The organism is Arenimonas maotaiensis, from assembly GCF_014638745.1.
In the GTDB taxonomy this organism is placed as follows: domain Bacteria; phylum Pseudomonadota; class Gammaproteobacteria; order Xanthomonadales; family Xanthomonadaceae; genus Arenimonas; species Arenimonas maotaiensis.
The window spans coordinates 374536-388656 of sequence record NZ_BMFO01000002.1 but is presented as its reverse complement, the minus strand read 5'-3'; the positions used below and the strand labels follow the sequence as shown (position 1 = coordinate 388656).

The 14121-nt window shown below is 65.6% G+C and carries 16 protein-coding genes; 6 read left to right on the top strand and 10 right to left on the bottom strand.

Annotated elements, in window-relative coordinates:
- Positions 1–12: 12 nt before the first annotated feature.
- The gene (locus IEV56_RS05900; RefSeq protein WP_188448756.1) at positions 13–1212 is read right to left on the bottom strand and encodes an aminotransferase class I/II-fold pyridoxal phosphate-dependent enzyme; all 1200 of its coding nucleotides are present in this window, start codon (positions 1210–1212) and stop codon (positions 13–15) included.
- A gap of 96 nt (positions 1213–1308) precedes the next feature.
- On the opposite strand from IEV56_RS05900, the gene IEV56_RS05895 reads away from it, so the two are divergent.
- The 3 genes from IEV56_RS05895 to IEV56_RS05885 are packed head-to-tail and all read left to right on the top strand — an operon-like array spanning position 1309 to position 3814.
- Complete coding sequence (locus IEV56_RS05895; RefSeq protein ID WP_188448754.1) at positions 1309–2070, top strand: hypothetical protein; 762 nt, start codon at positions 1309–1311, stop codon at positions 2068–2070.
- Positions 2067–3227 carry a M48 family metallopeptidase gene (locus IEV56_RS05890; RefSeq protein ID WP_188448752.1) on the top strand — a complete coding sequence of 387 codons (1161 nt, stop codon included), beginning with the start codon at positions 2067–2069 and terminating at the stop codon, positions 3225–3227. The genes IEV56_RS05895 and IEV56_RS05890 overlap by 4 nt, the downstream gene beginning before the upstream one ends.
- The gene (locus IEV56_RS05885; RefSeq protein ID WP_188448750.1) at positions 3224–3814 is read left to right on the top strand and encodes a hypothetical protein; all 591 of its coding nucleotides are present in this window, start codon (positions 3224–3226) and stop codon (positions 3812–3814) included. The genes IEV56_RS05890 and IEV56_RS05885 overlap by 4 nt, the downstream gene beginning before the upstream one ends.
- Positions 3815–3885: 71 nt before the next feature.
- Here IEV56_RS05885 and IEV56_RS05880 read toward each other — a convergent pair whose 3' ends face one another.
- Positions 3886–4392: a peptidylprolyl isomerase gene (locus IEV56_RS05880; RefSeq protein WP_188448748.1), complete on the bottom strand. Its 507-nt coding sequence runs from the start codon at positions 4390–4392 to the stop codon at positions 3886–3888.
- A gap of 126 nt (positions 4393–4518) precedes the next feature.
- Here IEV56_RS05880 and typA point away from each other — a divergent pair, with 126 nt between their 5' ends.
- Both typA and IEV56_RS05870 read left to right on the top strand, forming a co-directional pair.
- Positions 4519–6345, top strand: coding sequence for a translational GTPase TypA (gene typA / locus IEV56_RS05875; protein ID WP_188448746.1), 1827 nt, complete (start codon positions 4519–4521; stop codon positions 6343–6345).
- Between the two features lie 48 nt (positions 6346–6393).
- On the top strand, positions 6394–7167 hold the full coding sequence (locus IEV56_RS05870; RefSeq protein WP_188448744.1) for a sulfite exporter TauE/SafE family protein: 774 nt from the start codon (positions 6394–6396) through the stop codon (positions 7165–7167).
- Between the two features lie 7 nt (positions 7168–7174).
- Here the strand turns inward: IEV56_RS05870 and cysK are convergent, their stop codons facing one another.
- Positions 7175–8128 (bottom strand): cysteine synthase A, encoded by a 954-nt coding sequence (gene cysK / locus IEV56_RS05865; protein WP_188448741.1) that lies wholly within the window; start codon positions 8126–8128, stop codon positions 7175–7177.
- 122 nt (positions 8129–8250) lie between these two features.
- Here cysK and IEV56_RS05860 point away from each other — a divergent pair, with 122 nt between their 5' ends.
- Complete coding sequence (locus tag IEV56_RS05860; protein ID WP_188448739.1) at positions 8251–9252, top strand: LysR substrate-binding domain-containing protein; 1002 nt, start codon at positions 8251–8253, stop codon at positions 9250–9252.
- Positions 9253–9259: 7 nt separating this feature from the next.
- Here the strand turns inward: IEV56_RS05860 and IEV56_RS05855 are convergent, their stop codons facing one another.
- The 7 genes from IEV56_RS05855 to rpsM form a co-directional block, all read right to left on the bottom strand.
- Positions 9260–10609, bottom strand: a complete 1350-nt coding sequence (locus tag IEV56_RS05855; protein WP_188448729.1) for a class II 3-deoxy-7-phosphoheptulonate synthase — start codon at positions 10607–10609, stop codon at positions 9260–9262.
- Positions 10610–10617: 8 nt separating this feature from the next.
- Complete coding sequence (locus tag IEV56_RS05850; protein WP_188448727.1) at positions 10618–11118, bottom strand: disulfide bond formation protein B; 501 nt, start codon at positions 11116–11118, stop codon at positions 10618–10620.
- A gap of 122 nt (positions 11119–11240) precedes the next feature.
- A complete protein-coding gene (gene rplQ, locus IEV56_RS05845) occupies positions 11241–11627 on the bottom strand; it encodes a 50S ribosomal protein L17 (protein WP_188448725.1) in 387 nt (128 codons plus the stop codon).
- Positions 11628–11676: 49 nt separating this feature from the next.
- Complete coding sequence (locus tag IEV56_RS05840) at positions 11677–12672, bottom strand: DNA-directed RNA polymerase subunit alpha (protein ID WP_188448723.1); 996 nt, start codon at positions 12670–12672, stop codon at positions 11677–11679.
- Between the two features lie 24 nt (positions 12673–12696).
- On the bottom strand, positions 12697–13326 hold the full coding sequence (gene rpsD, locus IEV56_RS05835) for a 30S ribosomal protein S4 (protein WP_188448721.1): 630 nt from the start codon (positions 13324–13326) through the stop codon (positions 12697–12699).
- A 20-nt stretch (positions 13327–13346) separates the two neighbouring features.
- Positions 13347–13742, bottom strand: coding sequence for a 30S ribosomal protein S11 (rpsK, locus tag IEV56_RS05830; protein ID WP_188448719.1), 396 nt, complete (start codon positions 13740–13742; stop codon positions 13347–13349).
- A gap of 12 nt (positions 13743–13754) precedes the next feature.
- Entirely contained in the window at positions 13755–14111 is a 357-nt protein-coding gene (rpsM, locus tag IEV56_RS05825; RefSeq protein ID WP_188448717.1) for a 30S ribosomal protein S13, read from the bottom strand.
- Positions 14112–14121: the final 10 nt, after the last annotated feature.

Sequence of the window (14121 nt, the reverse complement as noted above, 5' to 3'; positions counted from 1 at the left end):
TCACTCCGGGGTTCAGGTTAATTCAGCGAAAAATTCCTGGATGCGCTTCAGGCCTTCCGGCAATTGCGCGCTCGGGCAGGTGTAGGAGATGCGCAGCGAATTCGGCGCGCCGAACGCGGAGCCCGGCACGCAGGCCACGCCCTTGGCTTCCAGCAGCACATTGCAGAACTCGACGTCGTTGCCGATCACGGTGTCGCCGTGCTTCTTTCCGAACGCGCAGGAGATGTCCGGGAACACGTAGAACGCGCCCTGCGGACGCGGACAGACCACGCCGGGGATGGCGGCCATCGCGGCCATCACCACGTCGCGCTTGGCTTCGAATTCGCGGTTCTTCTGGTCCGGCACGTCCTGCGGGCCGCTCAGCGCGGCGATGGCGGCGGCGGTGACCACTTCCGGGATGTTGGTGATGTGGTTGGAGTTCAGCGTGGCGACGGCCTTGGCCACGGATTCCGGACCGGCGATGAAGCCGACGCGCCAGCCTGGCATGCCGTAGGTCTTGGACAGCGAGTCGACGAAGATGACGCGGTCGCGCAGCTCGGGGCGGGCGCTCACGAAGTTGTGGTAGCCGAGACCGTCGAACACCATGCGGTGATAGATGTCGTCGCTGATCACCCAGGTGTCCGGATACTTCACCAGCACATCGGCCAGCGCGGCGATCTCGTCCTTGCTGTAGACCATGCCGGTCGGGTTGTTCGGGTTGTTGAACAGGAACACCTTCGGCTTCTGTTGCAGGGCGGCATCGAGCTGGGCCGGTGTGATCTTGTAGTTCTGGCTGGCCGGACAGTGCAGATGCAGGGTCTTGGCGTTGACGATGTCGGCGATGTCCTGGTAGGTGGTCCAGTACGGCACCGCGAAGGCGATGGTGTCGCCTTCATCGAGCAGGGCTTCAGCCAGGTTGTACAGCATATGCTTGGCGCCGATGCCGGTGGCGACATGGGCGCGGGTGTAGCCGGTCAGGCCGGCGCGCGCGATGTGCGCCAGGAAGGCGTCCAGCAGGGCGTCGGCGCCGCGGTTGACGCCGTATTGACCGGAGTCCTTGCTCAGGGCCTCGGCGGCGGCGGCGTATACGTGCGGGCCGGGCAGGAAATTGGGCACGCCGATGGAGAAGCTGATGATGTCGCGTCCCGCCGCCTTGAGGGCTTTGGCCTTTTCGGCCACGGCCATGATGGCGGAAGGTTTGGCGCGGCCGATGCGTTGGGCTAATTGCGGCATTGCGTGTCTTCCATCGTGCAGGCAAAAGGTGCAATATCATACCATGCCGTCCATGGCGGCAACCCGCCGCACGGGCGGGACGACCGGGGAATCATGATGAAAACCGAACTGAACGCCAAGCACCTGCGTGGCCTGTTGCTGATTCTCGCCATCGGCTTGGCAGCGCCGGCGGCGGCCGCGACCCGCGCCAAGACCGCGGTCACCGAAACCGGTGAGAACGTCCGCATCGAAGGCAGCATCGTGTTGGTCGAACCGGACATCGAACTCAGCTTGGTCACCGCCGGCGGCCTGCAGGAACCGCGCAAGGACTGGTCGGATGCCGCCCGCCGGCATTATCCGGCGGCGGTCGGCCGCCTGATTACGGCCCGCAACGGCAGCCGGACACCGGATTTCGACATTCCCGACGCACTCGAACCGTCCTCGCGCCTGGGCCAGGTGCTGCGCCTGAACCAGGTGGTGGCGCTGAGCATCGCGCAATACTCCAACCCGGGCAGCGTATTGGCCACCAAGAAAGACGCCAAGACCGGCAAGCCGCTGCTCGACTGGAGCCTGGGGCCCGGCGTGGCGGAAATCCGGCAGGCCACCGGCGCCGATTACGCGCTGTTCACGTATGTGCGCGACAGCTACGCAAGCGGCGGCCGCAGCGCCCTGCGCGCCTTCACCCTGGTCGCCGGGCTGGCGATGGGCTCCTACATCGACATCGGCGGCGGTATGCAGGTCGGCGTCGCGGCCTTGGTCGACCTGCGCACCGGGCAAGTGGTCTGGCATAACGTGATGGTCAAGCAATCCGGCGACCTGCGCAGCGCCGAAGGCGCCGATCTGGTGGTCGACGACCTGCTGAAAAGCTTTCCGCTGTGAGCCTGCGTGCGGCCCTGCTGCTGGCGCTGAGCCTGTCCACCGCCGGCGCGGCGGCGGCCGATGCCCTGCGCGCCGGAGAGAAGCCGGCGTCGGGCAGCACCGAAGCCGAACTGTGGTACGGCATGGACCAGGCCGAGAAGGACATCCAGGCCTCGCCCTATGTGGTGCGCGATCCGGCGCTGAACGCTTACGTGCGCGGCGTACTGTGCGACGTGGTCGGCGACTACTGCCCGGACATGCGCCTGTATATCATCGACGTGCCGGTGTTCAACGCCTCGATGGCGCCCAACGGCGCGGTGCTGGTGTTCACCGGCGCCTTGCTGCGCATGCAGGACGAATCCGAACTGGCGCTGGTGCTGGGCCATGAATTCGCCCACTTCCGGCAGCGCCATAGTTTGCAGAGCTGGGAAAAAGCCAAACGTACCTCGGCCTTCCTGGCCACCTTCGGCGTGCTGACCTGGGCCGGCGGCGTCGGTTTGGCCGGCGGCATCGCGCAGATGGTGGGACTGGCCAACGTCATGCAGTTCTCGCGCGAAAACGAACGCGAATCCGACGAGATCGGTTTCCATCTGGTGACCGGGCACGGCTACGACCCGCAGGCCGGCGTGCGCGTCTGGGAACGGATGCTGCGCGAGGAAACCGCCGATCCGCGCCGCCGCCACGACCCGGTGTTCGCCAGCCACCCGAAGACCTCGGAGCGCCTGGAAGACATGCGCGCCGCCGCCGCACGCGTTCCGCCCGGCGACTACGAACGCCATCAGGCGCGCTACGCCGCGGCGGTCAGACCGCATCTGGCGGCATGGCTGGACGCCGAGCTCGGCAAACGCACGTTCGCCACCAGCATCCAGATGATCGAGGATCTGAAGCGCGCCGCGGCGCCGGAACTGTTGGGAACCTACGAATTCTATCTGGCCGAGGCCCTGCGCCGCCGCAACCGTAACGACGACCGGGAGCGCGCCGATGCGCTGTACGCCAGCGCTGTCGGCCGCGCGGAAACGCCGGCCGGCGCCTGGCGCGAATACGGCCTGGTGTTGAAACGTCGCGGGCAAGCCGCCGAGGCCGCCACGCACCTGCGCCGCTATCTTGAACGCGAGCCGACCGCCAAAGACCGGCTGTTCATCGAAAAAGACATCCAATCCCTGGAGAACCGCCCGTGAACCCGTTCCGCCCCAAATCCGCCGTTCTTCTCTTCGCCATGGCGCTGCTGGGCGCCTGCGCCAGCCCCGGCGGCCGCCTGCAGCAGGCCGGCAGCACGGCCGAGGTGTTCGACATGCGTCTGGACTCGGACCTGGCCTGGGCGCGCATCAAATCCCCGCGCCAGGAACTGTGGACCATCGACGGCCCGGGCCTGAACAGCCTGAGCGTCTATAACGACATCAAACCCGGCGAACACGTGTTCCAGCTCGGCCGCGAGCGCAAGTCGAACCCGAACGGGCCCTGGTTCCGGCCGGGCATGCGCCCGGACGAGCTGCGCGACGTGATTCTGGACGCCATCCGCGGACAGGGCTGGGCGCAGGTCTCGGACGAGAACTTCCGCCCGCACGACTTCGGCGGCACGCCCGGCATCCGCTTCGAACTGCGCCAAACCAGCCCGGAAGGGCTGATTTACCTGGGCAGCGTGGCCGCCGTGGAGCGCGGCGGCAAACTCGACGTGCTGTACTGGAAAGCGCCGGCCGAATACTACGCGCCGCGCGACGCCGGTGCTGTGGCGCGCATGCTGGATGGCCTGCGCCACGTCAAGTGAGCCGGCGGAGCCGATGACGAAAAAAGGGCGCCGAAGCGCCCGTTTTTCGTTGCCTTACCGCACTTGCCGGCTCAGGCGCCGAGGGCGGTGTTCCATTGCGCCACGCGCTCGGCCTGGGCGGCCAGCAGGGCCGAGGCGTCGCCTTCGATGACCGCGGTCTGAATCAGGTCGCCCTGGCGGATGGCGTCGACCACGGCTTGGTCGGCGGCCGAAAGCACCTCGCCGAACACGGTGTGCTTGCCGTCCAGCCAGGGGGTGGCGGCGTGGGTGATGAAGAACTGGCTGCCGTTGGTGCCCGGGCCGGCGTTGGCCATCGACAGCACGCCGGGCTTGTCGTGACGCGCTTTCGGGCTGCATTCGTCCTCGAACCGGTAGCCCGGGCCGCCGTTGCCGATGCCGTGCGGACAGCCGCCCTGGATCATGAAATCGGCGATGACGCGGTGGAATTTCAGGCCATCGTAGAAACCGCGCTGGATCAGGTTGACGAAGTTGGCGACGGTGACCGGCGCGACGTCGGCGAACAGTTTCAGGCGGATCGTGCCCTTTTCGGTGTTCAGCACGGCGGTTAAATCGGACATGGATGGCTCCGGGGTGGGTGAATACGGGTTGAATAGGATGCCATAAATCGACTTAACAGGCCCTGACGGAGTATAATGTCCGGCTCATCTCCCTACGATAATCATGCCGGTTCAGGCAGCCTCCCTATGTCCATCGAAAACCTCCGCAACATCGCGATCGTGGCCCACGTCGACCACGGCAAGACCACCCTGGTCGACCAACTGCTGAAGCAATCCGGCACCTTCGGCGAACGCGCCCAGATCGCCGAGCGCGTGATGGACAGCAACGACCAGGAAAAGGAGCGCGGCATCACCATCCTGGCCAAGAACACCGCCATCAACTGGAACGGCAACCGCATCAACATCGTCGACACCCCGGGCCACGCCGACTTCGGCGGCGAAGTCGAGCGCGTACTGTCGATGGTCGACTCGGTGCTGATCCTGGTCGACGCCATGGACGGACCGATGCCGCAGACCCGCTTCGTGACCCAGAAGGCGTTCGACATGGGCTTCAAGCCGATCGTGGTGGTCAACAAGATCGACCGCCCGGGCGCGCGTCCGGACTGGGTGGTGGAGCAGGTCTGGGACCTGTTCGACCGCTTGGGCGCCACCGCCGAGCAGATGGACTTCCCGATCGTGTACGCCTCGGCGCTGAACGGCTACGCCAGCCTGGATCCGGAAACCCGCGACGGCGACATGACCCCGCTGTACGAAGCGATCATGAAGCACGTCAGCCCGCCGCAGGTCGACCTCGAAGGCCCGTTCCAGATGCGCATCAGCCAGCTGGACTACAACAGCTACGTCGGTCTGATCGGCATCGGCCGCATCCAGCGCGGCAAGGTCAAGAAGAACATGCCGGTCACCATCATCGACCGCGAAGGCAAGAAACGCCAGGGCAAAGTGCTGCAGGTGCTCGGCTTCCTCGGTCTGGAACGGCTGGAGGTCGAAGAGGCGCAGGCCGGCGACATCGTGGCGATTTCGGGCATCCAGGAACTGACCATTTCCGACACCCTGTGCGCCCTGGATTTCCCGGAAGCGCTGCCGGCGCTGACCGTCGACGAACCGACCATCTCGATGACCTTCCAGGTCAACAACTCGCCGTTCGCCGGCAATAAAGATTTGTCCGGCGGCAAGTTCCTGACCAGCCGCCAGCTGAAAGAGCGCCTGGACCGCGAGAAGGTGCACAACGTCGCCCTGCGCGTCGAGGAAGGCTCCGACGCCGACAAGTTCCTGGTCTCCGGCCGCGGCGAACTGCATCTGTCGGTGCTGATCGAAACCATGCGCCGTGAAGGCTACGAGCTGGCGGTGTCGCGCCCGGAAGTGATCATCAAGGAAATCGACGGCCAGCTGATGGAGCCGATCGAGCAGCTGGTGGTCGACATCGAAGAGCAGCACCAGGGCGGCGTGATGGAGAAACTCGGCATCCGCAAGGGCCAGCTGAAGAGCATGGAATCCGACGGCCGGGGCCGCGTGCGCCTGGATTACGAAATTCCGGCGCGTGGCCTGATCGGCTTCCAGAACGAGTTCAAGACCCTGACCCAGGGCTCCGGCCTGCTGTTCCACGTGTTCGACCATTACGGCCCGAAGTCCGAAGGCGCCATCGCCAAACGCCCGAACGGCGTGATGATCGCCAACGCCCCGGGCGCCACCCCGGCCTACGCGCTGGGCCCGCTGGAAGAGCGCGGCAAGCTGTTCGCCGCCGAAGGCGACAATGTCTACGAAGGCCAGCTGATCGGCATCCATTCCAAGGACAACGACCTGACCGTGAACGCGATCAAGACCAAGCCGCTGACCAACATGCGCGCTTCCGGCAAGGACGACGCCATCAAGTTGACCCCGGCGATCAAATACACGCTGGAGCAGGCGCTGGACTTCATCGAGGACGACGAGCTGGTGGAAGTCACCCCGAAGGAAATCCGCCTGCGCAAGAAGCACCTGACCGAGAACGAGCGCAAGCGCGCCGGCCGCGCTTAACACGAGAAACCCCGCGTCCGCGGGGTTTTTCTTGCCCGGATACCGACCATGGAAATCGATACCATCCTCTGGCTGCTGACCGCCCTCGCCGGCTTCGCCGCCGGCCTGATCGACAGCATCGTCGGCGGCGGCGGCCTGGTGCTGACCCCGGCCATGCTCAACCTGCATCCCGGTCTCGGCATCCTGCAGGCCATCGGCACGCAGCGCACCAGCTCGATCATGGGCACCTCGGTGGCGGCCTGGAACTACCTGCGCAAGGTCCGCGTCGAACGCGGCATCCTGTTGCCGGCCTGCGCCGCGGCGCTCACGGCCTCGGCCGTCGGCGTGCAGTTCGCCAAACGCATCGACCCCGAGTTGCTGAAGTGGACCGTGCTGGCGATCTGCGTGCTGCTGGCGCTGTACACCGCCCTGCGCAAGGATCTGGGGCTGAAGGAGGAGCGCCGCTTCCATCCTCGGCACGAGAGCGTGGCCGCATTGGCGATCGGCGCCGCGACCGGCTTCTACAACGGCCTGATCGGCCCGGGCACCGGCACGCTGATGGTATTCGCCTTCGTCAGCTTTCTCGGTCTGGACTTCCTGAAGTCCTCGGCCTCGGCCAAGGCCGCCAACGTCGCCGCCGATCTGAGCTCCTGGACGGTGTTGATGTTCAGCGGCTTCGTGATCTGGACCCTGGCCCTGCCGCTGATCGTCGGCAACATGCTCGGCAGCTACCTCGGCAGCCACCTGGCCATCCGCAAAGGCCAGGCCTTCGTGCGCGCCGTGTTCCTGGTCATCGTGCTGGCGCTGATCGCGCGTCAGGCCTGGCTGCTGTTCGCCGCCTGAGCCGGCGTCAGAGCGACGCCAGCCACTCGTCGTCGGAGCCCTCGTTGACGCCTTCGAACAGGAAGGTGCTGAGGTAGCGTTCGCCGGTGTCCGGCAGCATGGCCAGGATCACCGAGCCTTCGGCTGCCGATTCCGCCACTTTCAACGCGGCGGCCAAGGTGGCACCGGCCGAAATACCGACGAACACGCCCTCTTCCGCCGCCAGACGGCGCGCGGTATCGCGGGCGGTGACGTCGTCGACCGGAATATCCTCGTCCGGCACGCTGCGGTTCAGCACCGCCGGCACGAAATCCGGCGTCCAGCCCTGGATCTTGTGCGGTTGCCATTCCTTGCCGGCCAACAGCGAGGCGCCGGCCGGTTCAGTGGTGACGATGCGGACGTCGGGCCGGGCCAGTTTCAGCATCTCGCCGACACCGGTCATGGTGCCACCGGTGCCCCAGCCGCTGACGAAATAGTCGAGGCGCTTGCCGGCGAAATCCTGCAGGATCTCGGCGGCGGTGGTGCTGCGGTGGTAGGCCGGATTGGCCGGATTCTCAAACTGCCGCGCCAGGAACCAGCCGTGTGTGGCCGCCAACTCCTGCGCCTTGCGCACCATGCCGCTGCCGCGCTCGGCGGCCGGCGTCAGGATGACCTTGCCGCCGTAGGCGCGGATCAGCTTGCGACGCTCGATCGAGAAGGTCTCGCTCATCACCGCCACGAACGGATAGCCGCGCGCGGCGCAGACCATGGCCAACGCCACGCCGGTGTTGCCCGAGGTCGCCTCGACCACGGTCTGGCCGGGCTTGAGTAGACCGCGCTGTTCGGCGTCGAGGATGACGGCGAGCGCCAGACGGTCCTTGACCGAACCGCCGGGATTGAAGAATTCGACCTTGGCGTACAGATGGACGTGCGCCGGGGCGATGCGGCCGAGTTTGACGATCGGCGTACGGCCGATGGTGTCGAGGATGCTGTCGTAAATCATGTCGGTGCGTCCTGGTCGGAATGAGGCATTCAATCTAGGCGCATTGTCCCCGGCTGTAAAATAACCTAAGCTGTCGGACATATGACATTTCGTCATATGCCCTACTCCGCTCCGGATACCCCATGACCCTGACCCAACTGCGCGCCTTGGTCGCCATCGCCGACTCCGGCCTGAACGTCACGCAGGCCGCCGAGCGCGTCAACGGTACCCAGCCCGGACTGTCCAAGCAGATCAAACAGCTGGAGGACGAACTCGGCTTCCTGCTGTTCACCCGCGGCGCCCGCAGCCTGGAGGGCATTACGCCGGCCGGCGCCAAAGTGATCGAGCACGCGCGCCTGCTGCTGATCCAGGCCAACAACATCAAGGCCCTGGCCGCCAACCTGCGCCAGGTGCACGACGGCGAACTGCGCATCGCCACCACCCATACCCAGGCGCGTTACGCCTTGCCGCCGGCCCTGGCCGCGTTCAACCGCGAATACCCGACCGTGGCGGTGCACCTGAATCCGGGCACCGACGCCGAATCGCTGGCGATGCTGGACCGCGACGAGGCCGAGTTGGCGATCATCTCCAGCGCCGGTACGCTGCCGCCGTCCGGCTATATCGCCCTGCCTCTGTACCGCTGGGACCGCATCATCCTGGTCAAGCCGGACCATCCGCTGGCGCACCGGACCGACGCGCCGCGGCTGGAACAACTGGCGCAGTATCCATTGGTGAGTTACGAATCCAGCGTCGATCCGGCCTCCTCGCTGCGGCAGACGTTCAGCAGCGAAGGTCTGGCGGTCAATCTGGCGATGACCGCGCGCGACGCCGACCTGATCAAGACCTATGTGCGCGCCGGTTTCGGCGTCGGCGTGCTGGCGGAGATGGCGCAGAGCGCGGAAGACCGCGACCTGGTCCGCATCGAAGCCGCCGGACTGCTACCGCAATGCACCTGCTGGGCGCTGTTGCGCAAGGACCGCATCCTGCGCGATTACACGCTCAGCCTGCTGCGACGCCTGCTGCCCTGGCTGCACGGCAACGAATTGCAGCGTCTGCTGCGCGGCGCACAGGCGGCGCCGTCATTGCCGCCGCCGCATTGGCGGGAACGCCAAGCGCCGGCCGGAATCGGCGAATTCGAGATCTAGCCGCGTCTCAGCCCAGGCTCTGGTGCTTGTGCACGATCGACATGGCGATCTCCAGCGACTGTTCGTAGTTCAGGCGCGGATCGACGGTCGAGCGGTAGGCGCGTTCCAGGTCGGCTTCCGACAGGTCGCGGGCGCCGCCCAGGCATTCGGTCACGTTCTCGCCGGTGAGCTCCAGATGCACGCCGCCCAGATGCGAACCCTCGGCCGCGTGCACGTCGAAGCTGGTCTCCAGCTCGGCCTTGATGTTGTCGAAGCGCCGGGTCTTGAAACCGTTGCTGGTCGACTCGGTGTTGCCGTGCATCGGATCGCAGACCCACAGCACGCGCGCGCCGATCGAGCGCACCGCGCGCACCAAGCGCGGCAGTTCGGCACCGACTTTGTCGGCGCCCAAGCGGTGGATCAGCGTCAGCCGGCCCGGCTCGTTGTCCGGGTTGAGCGTCTCGCACAGGCGCTTGATCTGATTGTCGGTCACCGAGGCCGAGATCTTGATTCCGACCGGATTGGCGATGCCGCGGAAATACTCCACGTGCGCGCCGTCCAGCTGCGCCGTGCGCATGCCGATCCACGGATAGTGGGTCGACAGGTTGAACCAGCCGTCCTGGCGCGGCACGCGGCGGGTCAGCGCCTCCTCGTACGGCAGCAGCAACGCTTCGTGCGAGGTGTAGAACTCGGTGCGGTTGACGTTGTGCGCCGGTTCGCCGGAGATGGTCTCCATGAACCGGATGGCGTCGCTGACCGACTGCACCAGCTTGCGGTACTGCGCCGACTGCGGCGACTGCGAGACCCAGCCCAGATCCCAGTATTCGGGATGGTGCAGGTCGGCGAAGCCACCGTCGATCAGCGCGCGCACGAAGTTCATGGTCATCGCCGAACGCGCGTGGCCTTTCACCATGCGGCGCGGATCGGGGACGCGAGCCGCTTCGGTGAACTCGGGCGCGTTGATGAAGTCGCCGCGGTAGCTCGGCAGGGTCGTGCCGTCCTTGGTCTCCAGGTCGGCCGAGCGCGGCTTGGCGTACTGGCCGGCGAAGCGGCCGACGCGCACCACCGGCTTGCGCAGGCCGTGCACAAGCACCAGGCTCATCTGCAGCAGGATCTTGAGCCGGTTGGAGATCAGCCCGGATTCGCAGTCGCTGAAGCTTTCGGCGCAGTCGCCGCCCTGCAGCAGGAAGGAACGGCCTTCCTGCGCGCGCGCGATGTGCTGCTTCAGCGCCAGGATCTCGGCGGAAGTGACCAGCGGCGGCAGCCGCGCCAATTCGCCCTGCACCGCCGCCAACGCGGCGGCATCGGGATACACGGGTTGCTGCAGGGCGGTATGGTTCCGCCAACCGGCCGGTTGCCAGTCTTGATTCGGTTTCATCGGGAATCTCAGTATTTCTTGAATGCCGAATATACGGCAAGCGACAGGAAGCCGGTGTAAAGGACGAGCGTCCACATCGGCATCGACAGGCCGAGGAATTGCCAATCGATCTTGGCGCATTCGCCGGAACCCTTGAACACGGTGACCAGCACCTCGGTCAGCGGCATGGCCTCGAGCATGTAATCCAGGCCCATGCCGCCGCAAAACGACAGCTGGTCGGCCGGCGCCAACTGGATGGCGACATGCCGGCCGGCCACGGCCAGACCGGCGACCGTCGACAGGCCGGCCAGTGCGGCATAGACCTTGCGGCCGAACGCGCCGGGATTGTGGGCCGCGCCGGCGAGGAAGAACACGCCCATGGCCAGGAACGCGACGCGCTGCAGGATGCACAGCGGACAGGGTTGCATCAGCATGCCGTACTGCACATACAGGGCGTAGGCCACGGAGCCGAAACAGGCGGCGGCGGCGAGGAGATACAGACGGCGGAAGGACCAGCTCAGCGGATTCATGACGGTTCGGGGGATACGGACTGCAGACCTTTACACTAGCGCGTTTGCGGCGCATTGGCAAAACATTTCGCGCATGAAAAAGCCCCGACGGATCGGGGCTTTTTCGATACAACTGACGGCGCTTATTCGGCGCTGGCGACGGCCGAGACCTGCGGGCGGTCGACCAGTTCGACATAGGCCATCGGGGCGTTGTCGCCCGGACGGAAGCCGCACTTCATGATGCGCAGATAGCCGCCCGGACGCTCCTTGTAGCGCGGACCGAGTTCGACGAACAGCTTGCCGACGGCTTCCTTGTCGCGCAGGCGCGACATGGCGAGACGGCGGTTGGCGACGCCGTCGGTCTTGCCGATGGTGATCAGCGGCTCGGCGACGCGGCGCAGTTCCTTGGCTTTCGGCAGGGTGGTGCGGATCAGCTCGTGCTTGAACAGCGAGGCCGCCATGTTGACGAACATCGCTTCGCGGTGGGCGCTGGTGCGGCTGAATTTACGGCCGGATTTTTGGTGACGCATGGTCGTGATTCCTAATCGGCGCGCGGGCGGAAACCCGCGCTGTGTTTAATTAACCCAACATTCCCAGCTGGTGGCTGGCCGGCGGCCAGTTGTCCAGTTTCTGACCCAGGGTGAAGCCGCGTTGGGCCAGCACGTCCTTGATCTCGGTGAGGGATTTCTTGCCCAGATTCGGGGCCTTCAGCAGTTCGACTTCCGTACGCTGCACCAGATCGCCGATGTAGTAGATGTTCTCGGCTTTCAGGCAGTTGGCGGAACGGACGGTCAGCTCCAGATCGTCGATCGGACGCAGCAGCACCGGATCCACGCCCGGGCCGGCCGGCTTCTTGTCCTGGTCGGCGCGCTTGGTGAAGTCGCCGAACACCGACAGCTGGTCGGTCAGGATGTCGGCCGCGGTGCGGATGGCGTCTTCGGCGTCGATGGTGCCGTTGGTTTCGATGTCGAGCACCAGCTTGTCGAGGTCGGTGCGCTGTTCGACGCGGGCGGCGACCACTTCATAGGCCACGCGGCGGACCGGCGAGAAGCTGGCGTCCAGCACGAGGCGGCCGATGGTGCGGGTTTCGTCGTCCGGACGGCGACGGGCCGACGCCGGCTGGTAGCCGAAGCCGCGCTCGACCTTCAGGCGCATGTTGATCGAGGCGTCCTTGGTCAGGGTGCAGATCACGTGTTCCGGATTCAGGATCTCGACCGTGTGGTCGGCCTTGATGTCGCCGGCGGTGACTTCACCCGCGCCGCTCTTGCTCAGGCTCAGGGTGGTGTGGTCGACGCCTTGCAGGCGCAGGGCGACGTCCTTCAGGTTCAGCAGGACTTCCAGCACGTCTTCCTGCAGGCCTTCGATGGTGCTGTATTCGTGCAGCACGCCGTCGATCTCGACTTCCGTGATGGCGAAGCCGGGAATCGAAGACAGCAGCACGCGGCGCAGGGCGTTGCCCAGCGTGTGGCCGTAGCCGCGCTCCAGCGGTTCGATGACCACTTTCGCGCGGTGGGCGCTGCTACGTTCGATTACAGGGCCGCGCGGGCGCAGCACTTGGTGGGCGGTTACCGTCATGGGGAATGACACTCCTGAAGATTATTACTTCGAGTACAGTTCGACGATCAGCGCTTCGTTGATGTCGGAAGGCAGATCGGCGCGGTCCGGAACGGCTTTGAACACACCGGCGAATTTGTTGCTGTCCACTTCGCACCAGCTCGGCACCAGGTCCATCTGCTGGGCCAGGTTCAGGGCTTCCTGCACGTTCAGGTGCTTCTTCGCGCGTTCGGTCAGCTCGATGCTGTCGCCGGCCTTGACCTGGTACGACGGCAGGTTGACGCTCTTGCCGTTGACCAGGATGGCCTTGTGCGACACCAGCTGGCGGGCGGCCGGACGGGTGACCGCGAAACCCATGCGGTAGACCACGTTGTCGAGACGGGTTTCCAGGATCTGCAGCAGCATTTCGCCGGTGTTGCCCTTGCGGCGGGCGGCCTTGGCGTAATAGCCGCGGAACTGGCGTTCCAGCAGGCCGTAGATGCGCTTGACCTTCTGCTTCTCGCGCAACTGGGTGGCGTAGTCGGACAGCTTGCCCTTCTTGGCCACGGCGCCGTGCTGGCCGGGTTTCTGTTCGAGTTTGCACTTGGAGTCGAGGGCGCGGGCCGGCGACTTCAGGCTGAGGTCGGCGCCTTCGCGACGCGACAGTTTACATTTGGGACCGATATAACGAGCCATGACTTATTGTTCTCCTTCCCTTAGACGCGGCGCTTTTTGGGCGGACGGCACCCGTTGTGCGGGATTGGGGTCACGTCGATGATGTTCATGATTTTGTATCCGCAGGCGTTCAGCGCGCGGACGGCGGATTCACGGCCCGGGCCCGGGCCCTTGATGCGGACTTCCAGGGTCTTCACGCCGTAGTCCAGGGCCACTTTACCGGCCTTTTCCGAAGCGACCTGGGCCGCGAACGGGGTGGACTTGCGCGAACCGCGGAAGCCTGCGCCACCGGAGGTGGCCCAGCTCAGGGCGTTGCCCTGGCGGTCGGTGATCGTGATGATGGTGTTGTTGAACGAAGCGTGGACGTGGGCGACGCCGTCGGTGACGACGCGCTTGATCTTCTTCTTCGTTTTGGCAGCGGCTGCAGCTTTGCTCATGTGCGTGCTTCCTTACTTCTTGATGGCTTTACGCGGACCCTTGCGGGTGCGGGCGTTGGTACGCGTGCGCTGGCCGCGCAGCGGCAGGCCGCGGCGGTGGCGCAGACCGCGGTAGCAACCGAGATCCATCAGACGTTTGATCGACATGCCGACTTCGCGGCGCAGGTCGCCTTCGACCGTGAACTTGGCGACTTCCAGGCGGAGCTTCTCCACCTCGGGTTCGGACAGGTCACGGATCTTGGTGGACGGGTTCACGCCCGCCGATTCACACACCAGTTTGGAACGGGTGCGGCCGATTCCGAAAATGCTTTGCAGGCCGACCCAGACATGCTTCTGGGCAGGCAGATTGACACCAGCTATGCGCGCCATCAGGCGTTCT

Coding starts and splice junctions, on each gene's coding strand:
- rpsK (WP_188448719.1), bottom strand. CDS start 13,742: ATGAGCAAAGCTGCAGCCGCTGCCAAAACGAAGAAGAAGATCAAGCGC.
- IEV56_RS05855 (WP_188448729.1), bottom strand. CDS start 10,609: ATGAAACCGAATCAAGACTGGCAACCGGCCGGTTGGCGGAACCATACC.
- IEV56_RS05860 (WP_188448739.1), top strand. CDS start 8,251: ATGACCCTGACCCAACTGCGCGCCTTGGTCGCCATCGCCGACTCCGGC.
- IEV56_RS05880 (WP_188448748.1), bottom strand. CDS start 4,392: ATGTCCGATTTAACCGCCGTGCTGAACACCGAAAAGGGCACGATCCGC.
- rpsD (WP_188448721.1), bottom strand. CDS start 13,326: ATGGCTCGTTATATCGGTCCCAAATGTAAACTGTCGCGTCGCGAAGGC.
- IEV56_RS05900 (WP_188448756.1), bottom strand. CDS start 1,212: ATGCCGCAATTAGCCCAACGCATCGGCCGCGCCAAACCTTCCGCCATC.
- typA (WP_188448746.1), top strand. CDS start 4,519: ATGTCCATCGAAAACCTCCGCAACATCGCGATCGTGGCCCACGTCGAC.
- IEV56_RS05895 (WP_188448754.1), top strand. CDS start 1,309: ATGAAAACCGAACTGAACGCCAAGCACCTGCGTGGCCTGTTGCTGATT.
- IEV56_RS05850 (WP_188448727.1), bottom strand. CDS start 11,118: ATGAATCCGCTGAGCTGGTCCTTCCGCCGTCTGTATCTCCTCGCCGCC.
- cysK (WP_188448741.1), bottom strand. CDS start 8,128: ATGATTTACGACAGCATCCTCGACACCATCGGCCGTACGCCGATCGTC.
- IEV56_RS05870 (WP_188448744.1), top strand. CDS start 6,394: ATGGAAATCGATACCATCCTCTGGCTGCTGACCGCCCTCGCCGGCTTC.
- IEV56_RS05840 (WP_188448723.1), bottom strand. CDS start 12,672: ATGACGGTAACCGCCCACCAAGTGCTGCGCCCGCGCGGCCCTGTAATC.
- rplQ (WP_188448725.1), bottom strand. CDS start 11,627: ATGCGTCACCAAAAATCCGGCCGTAAATTCAGCCGCACCAGCGCCCAC.
- rpsM (WP_188448717.1), bottom strand. CDS start 14,111: ATGGCGCGCATAGCTGGTGTCAATCTGCCTGCCCAGAAGCATGTCTGG.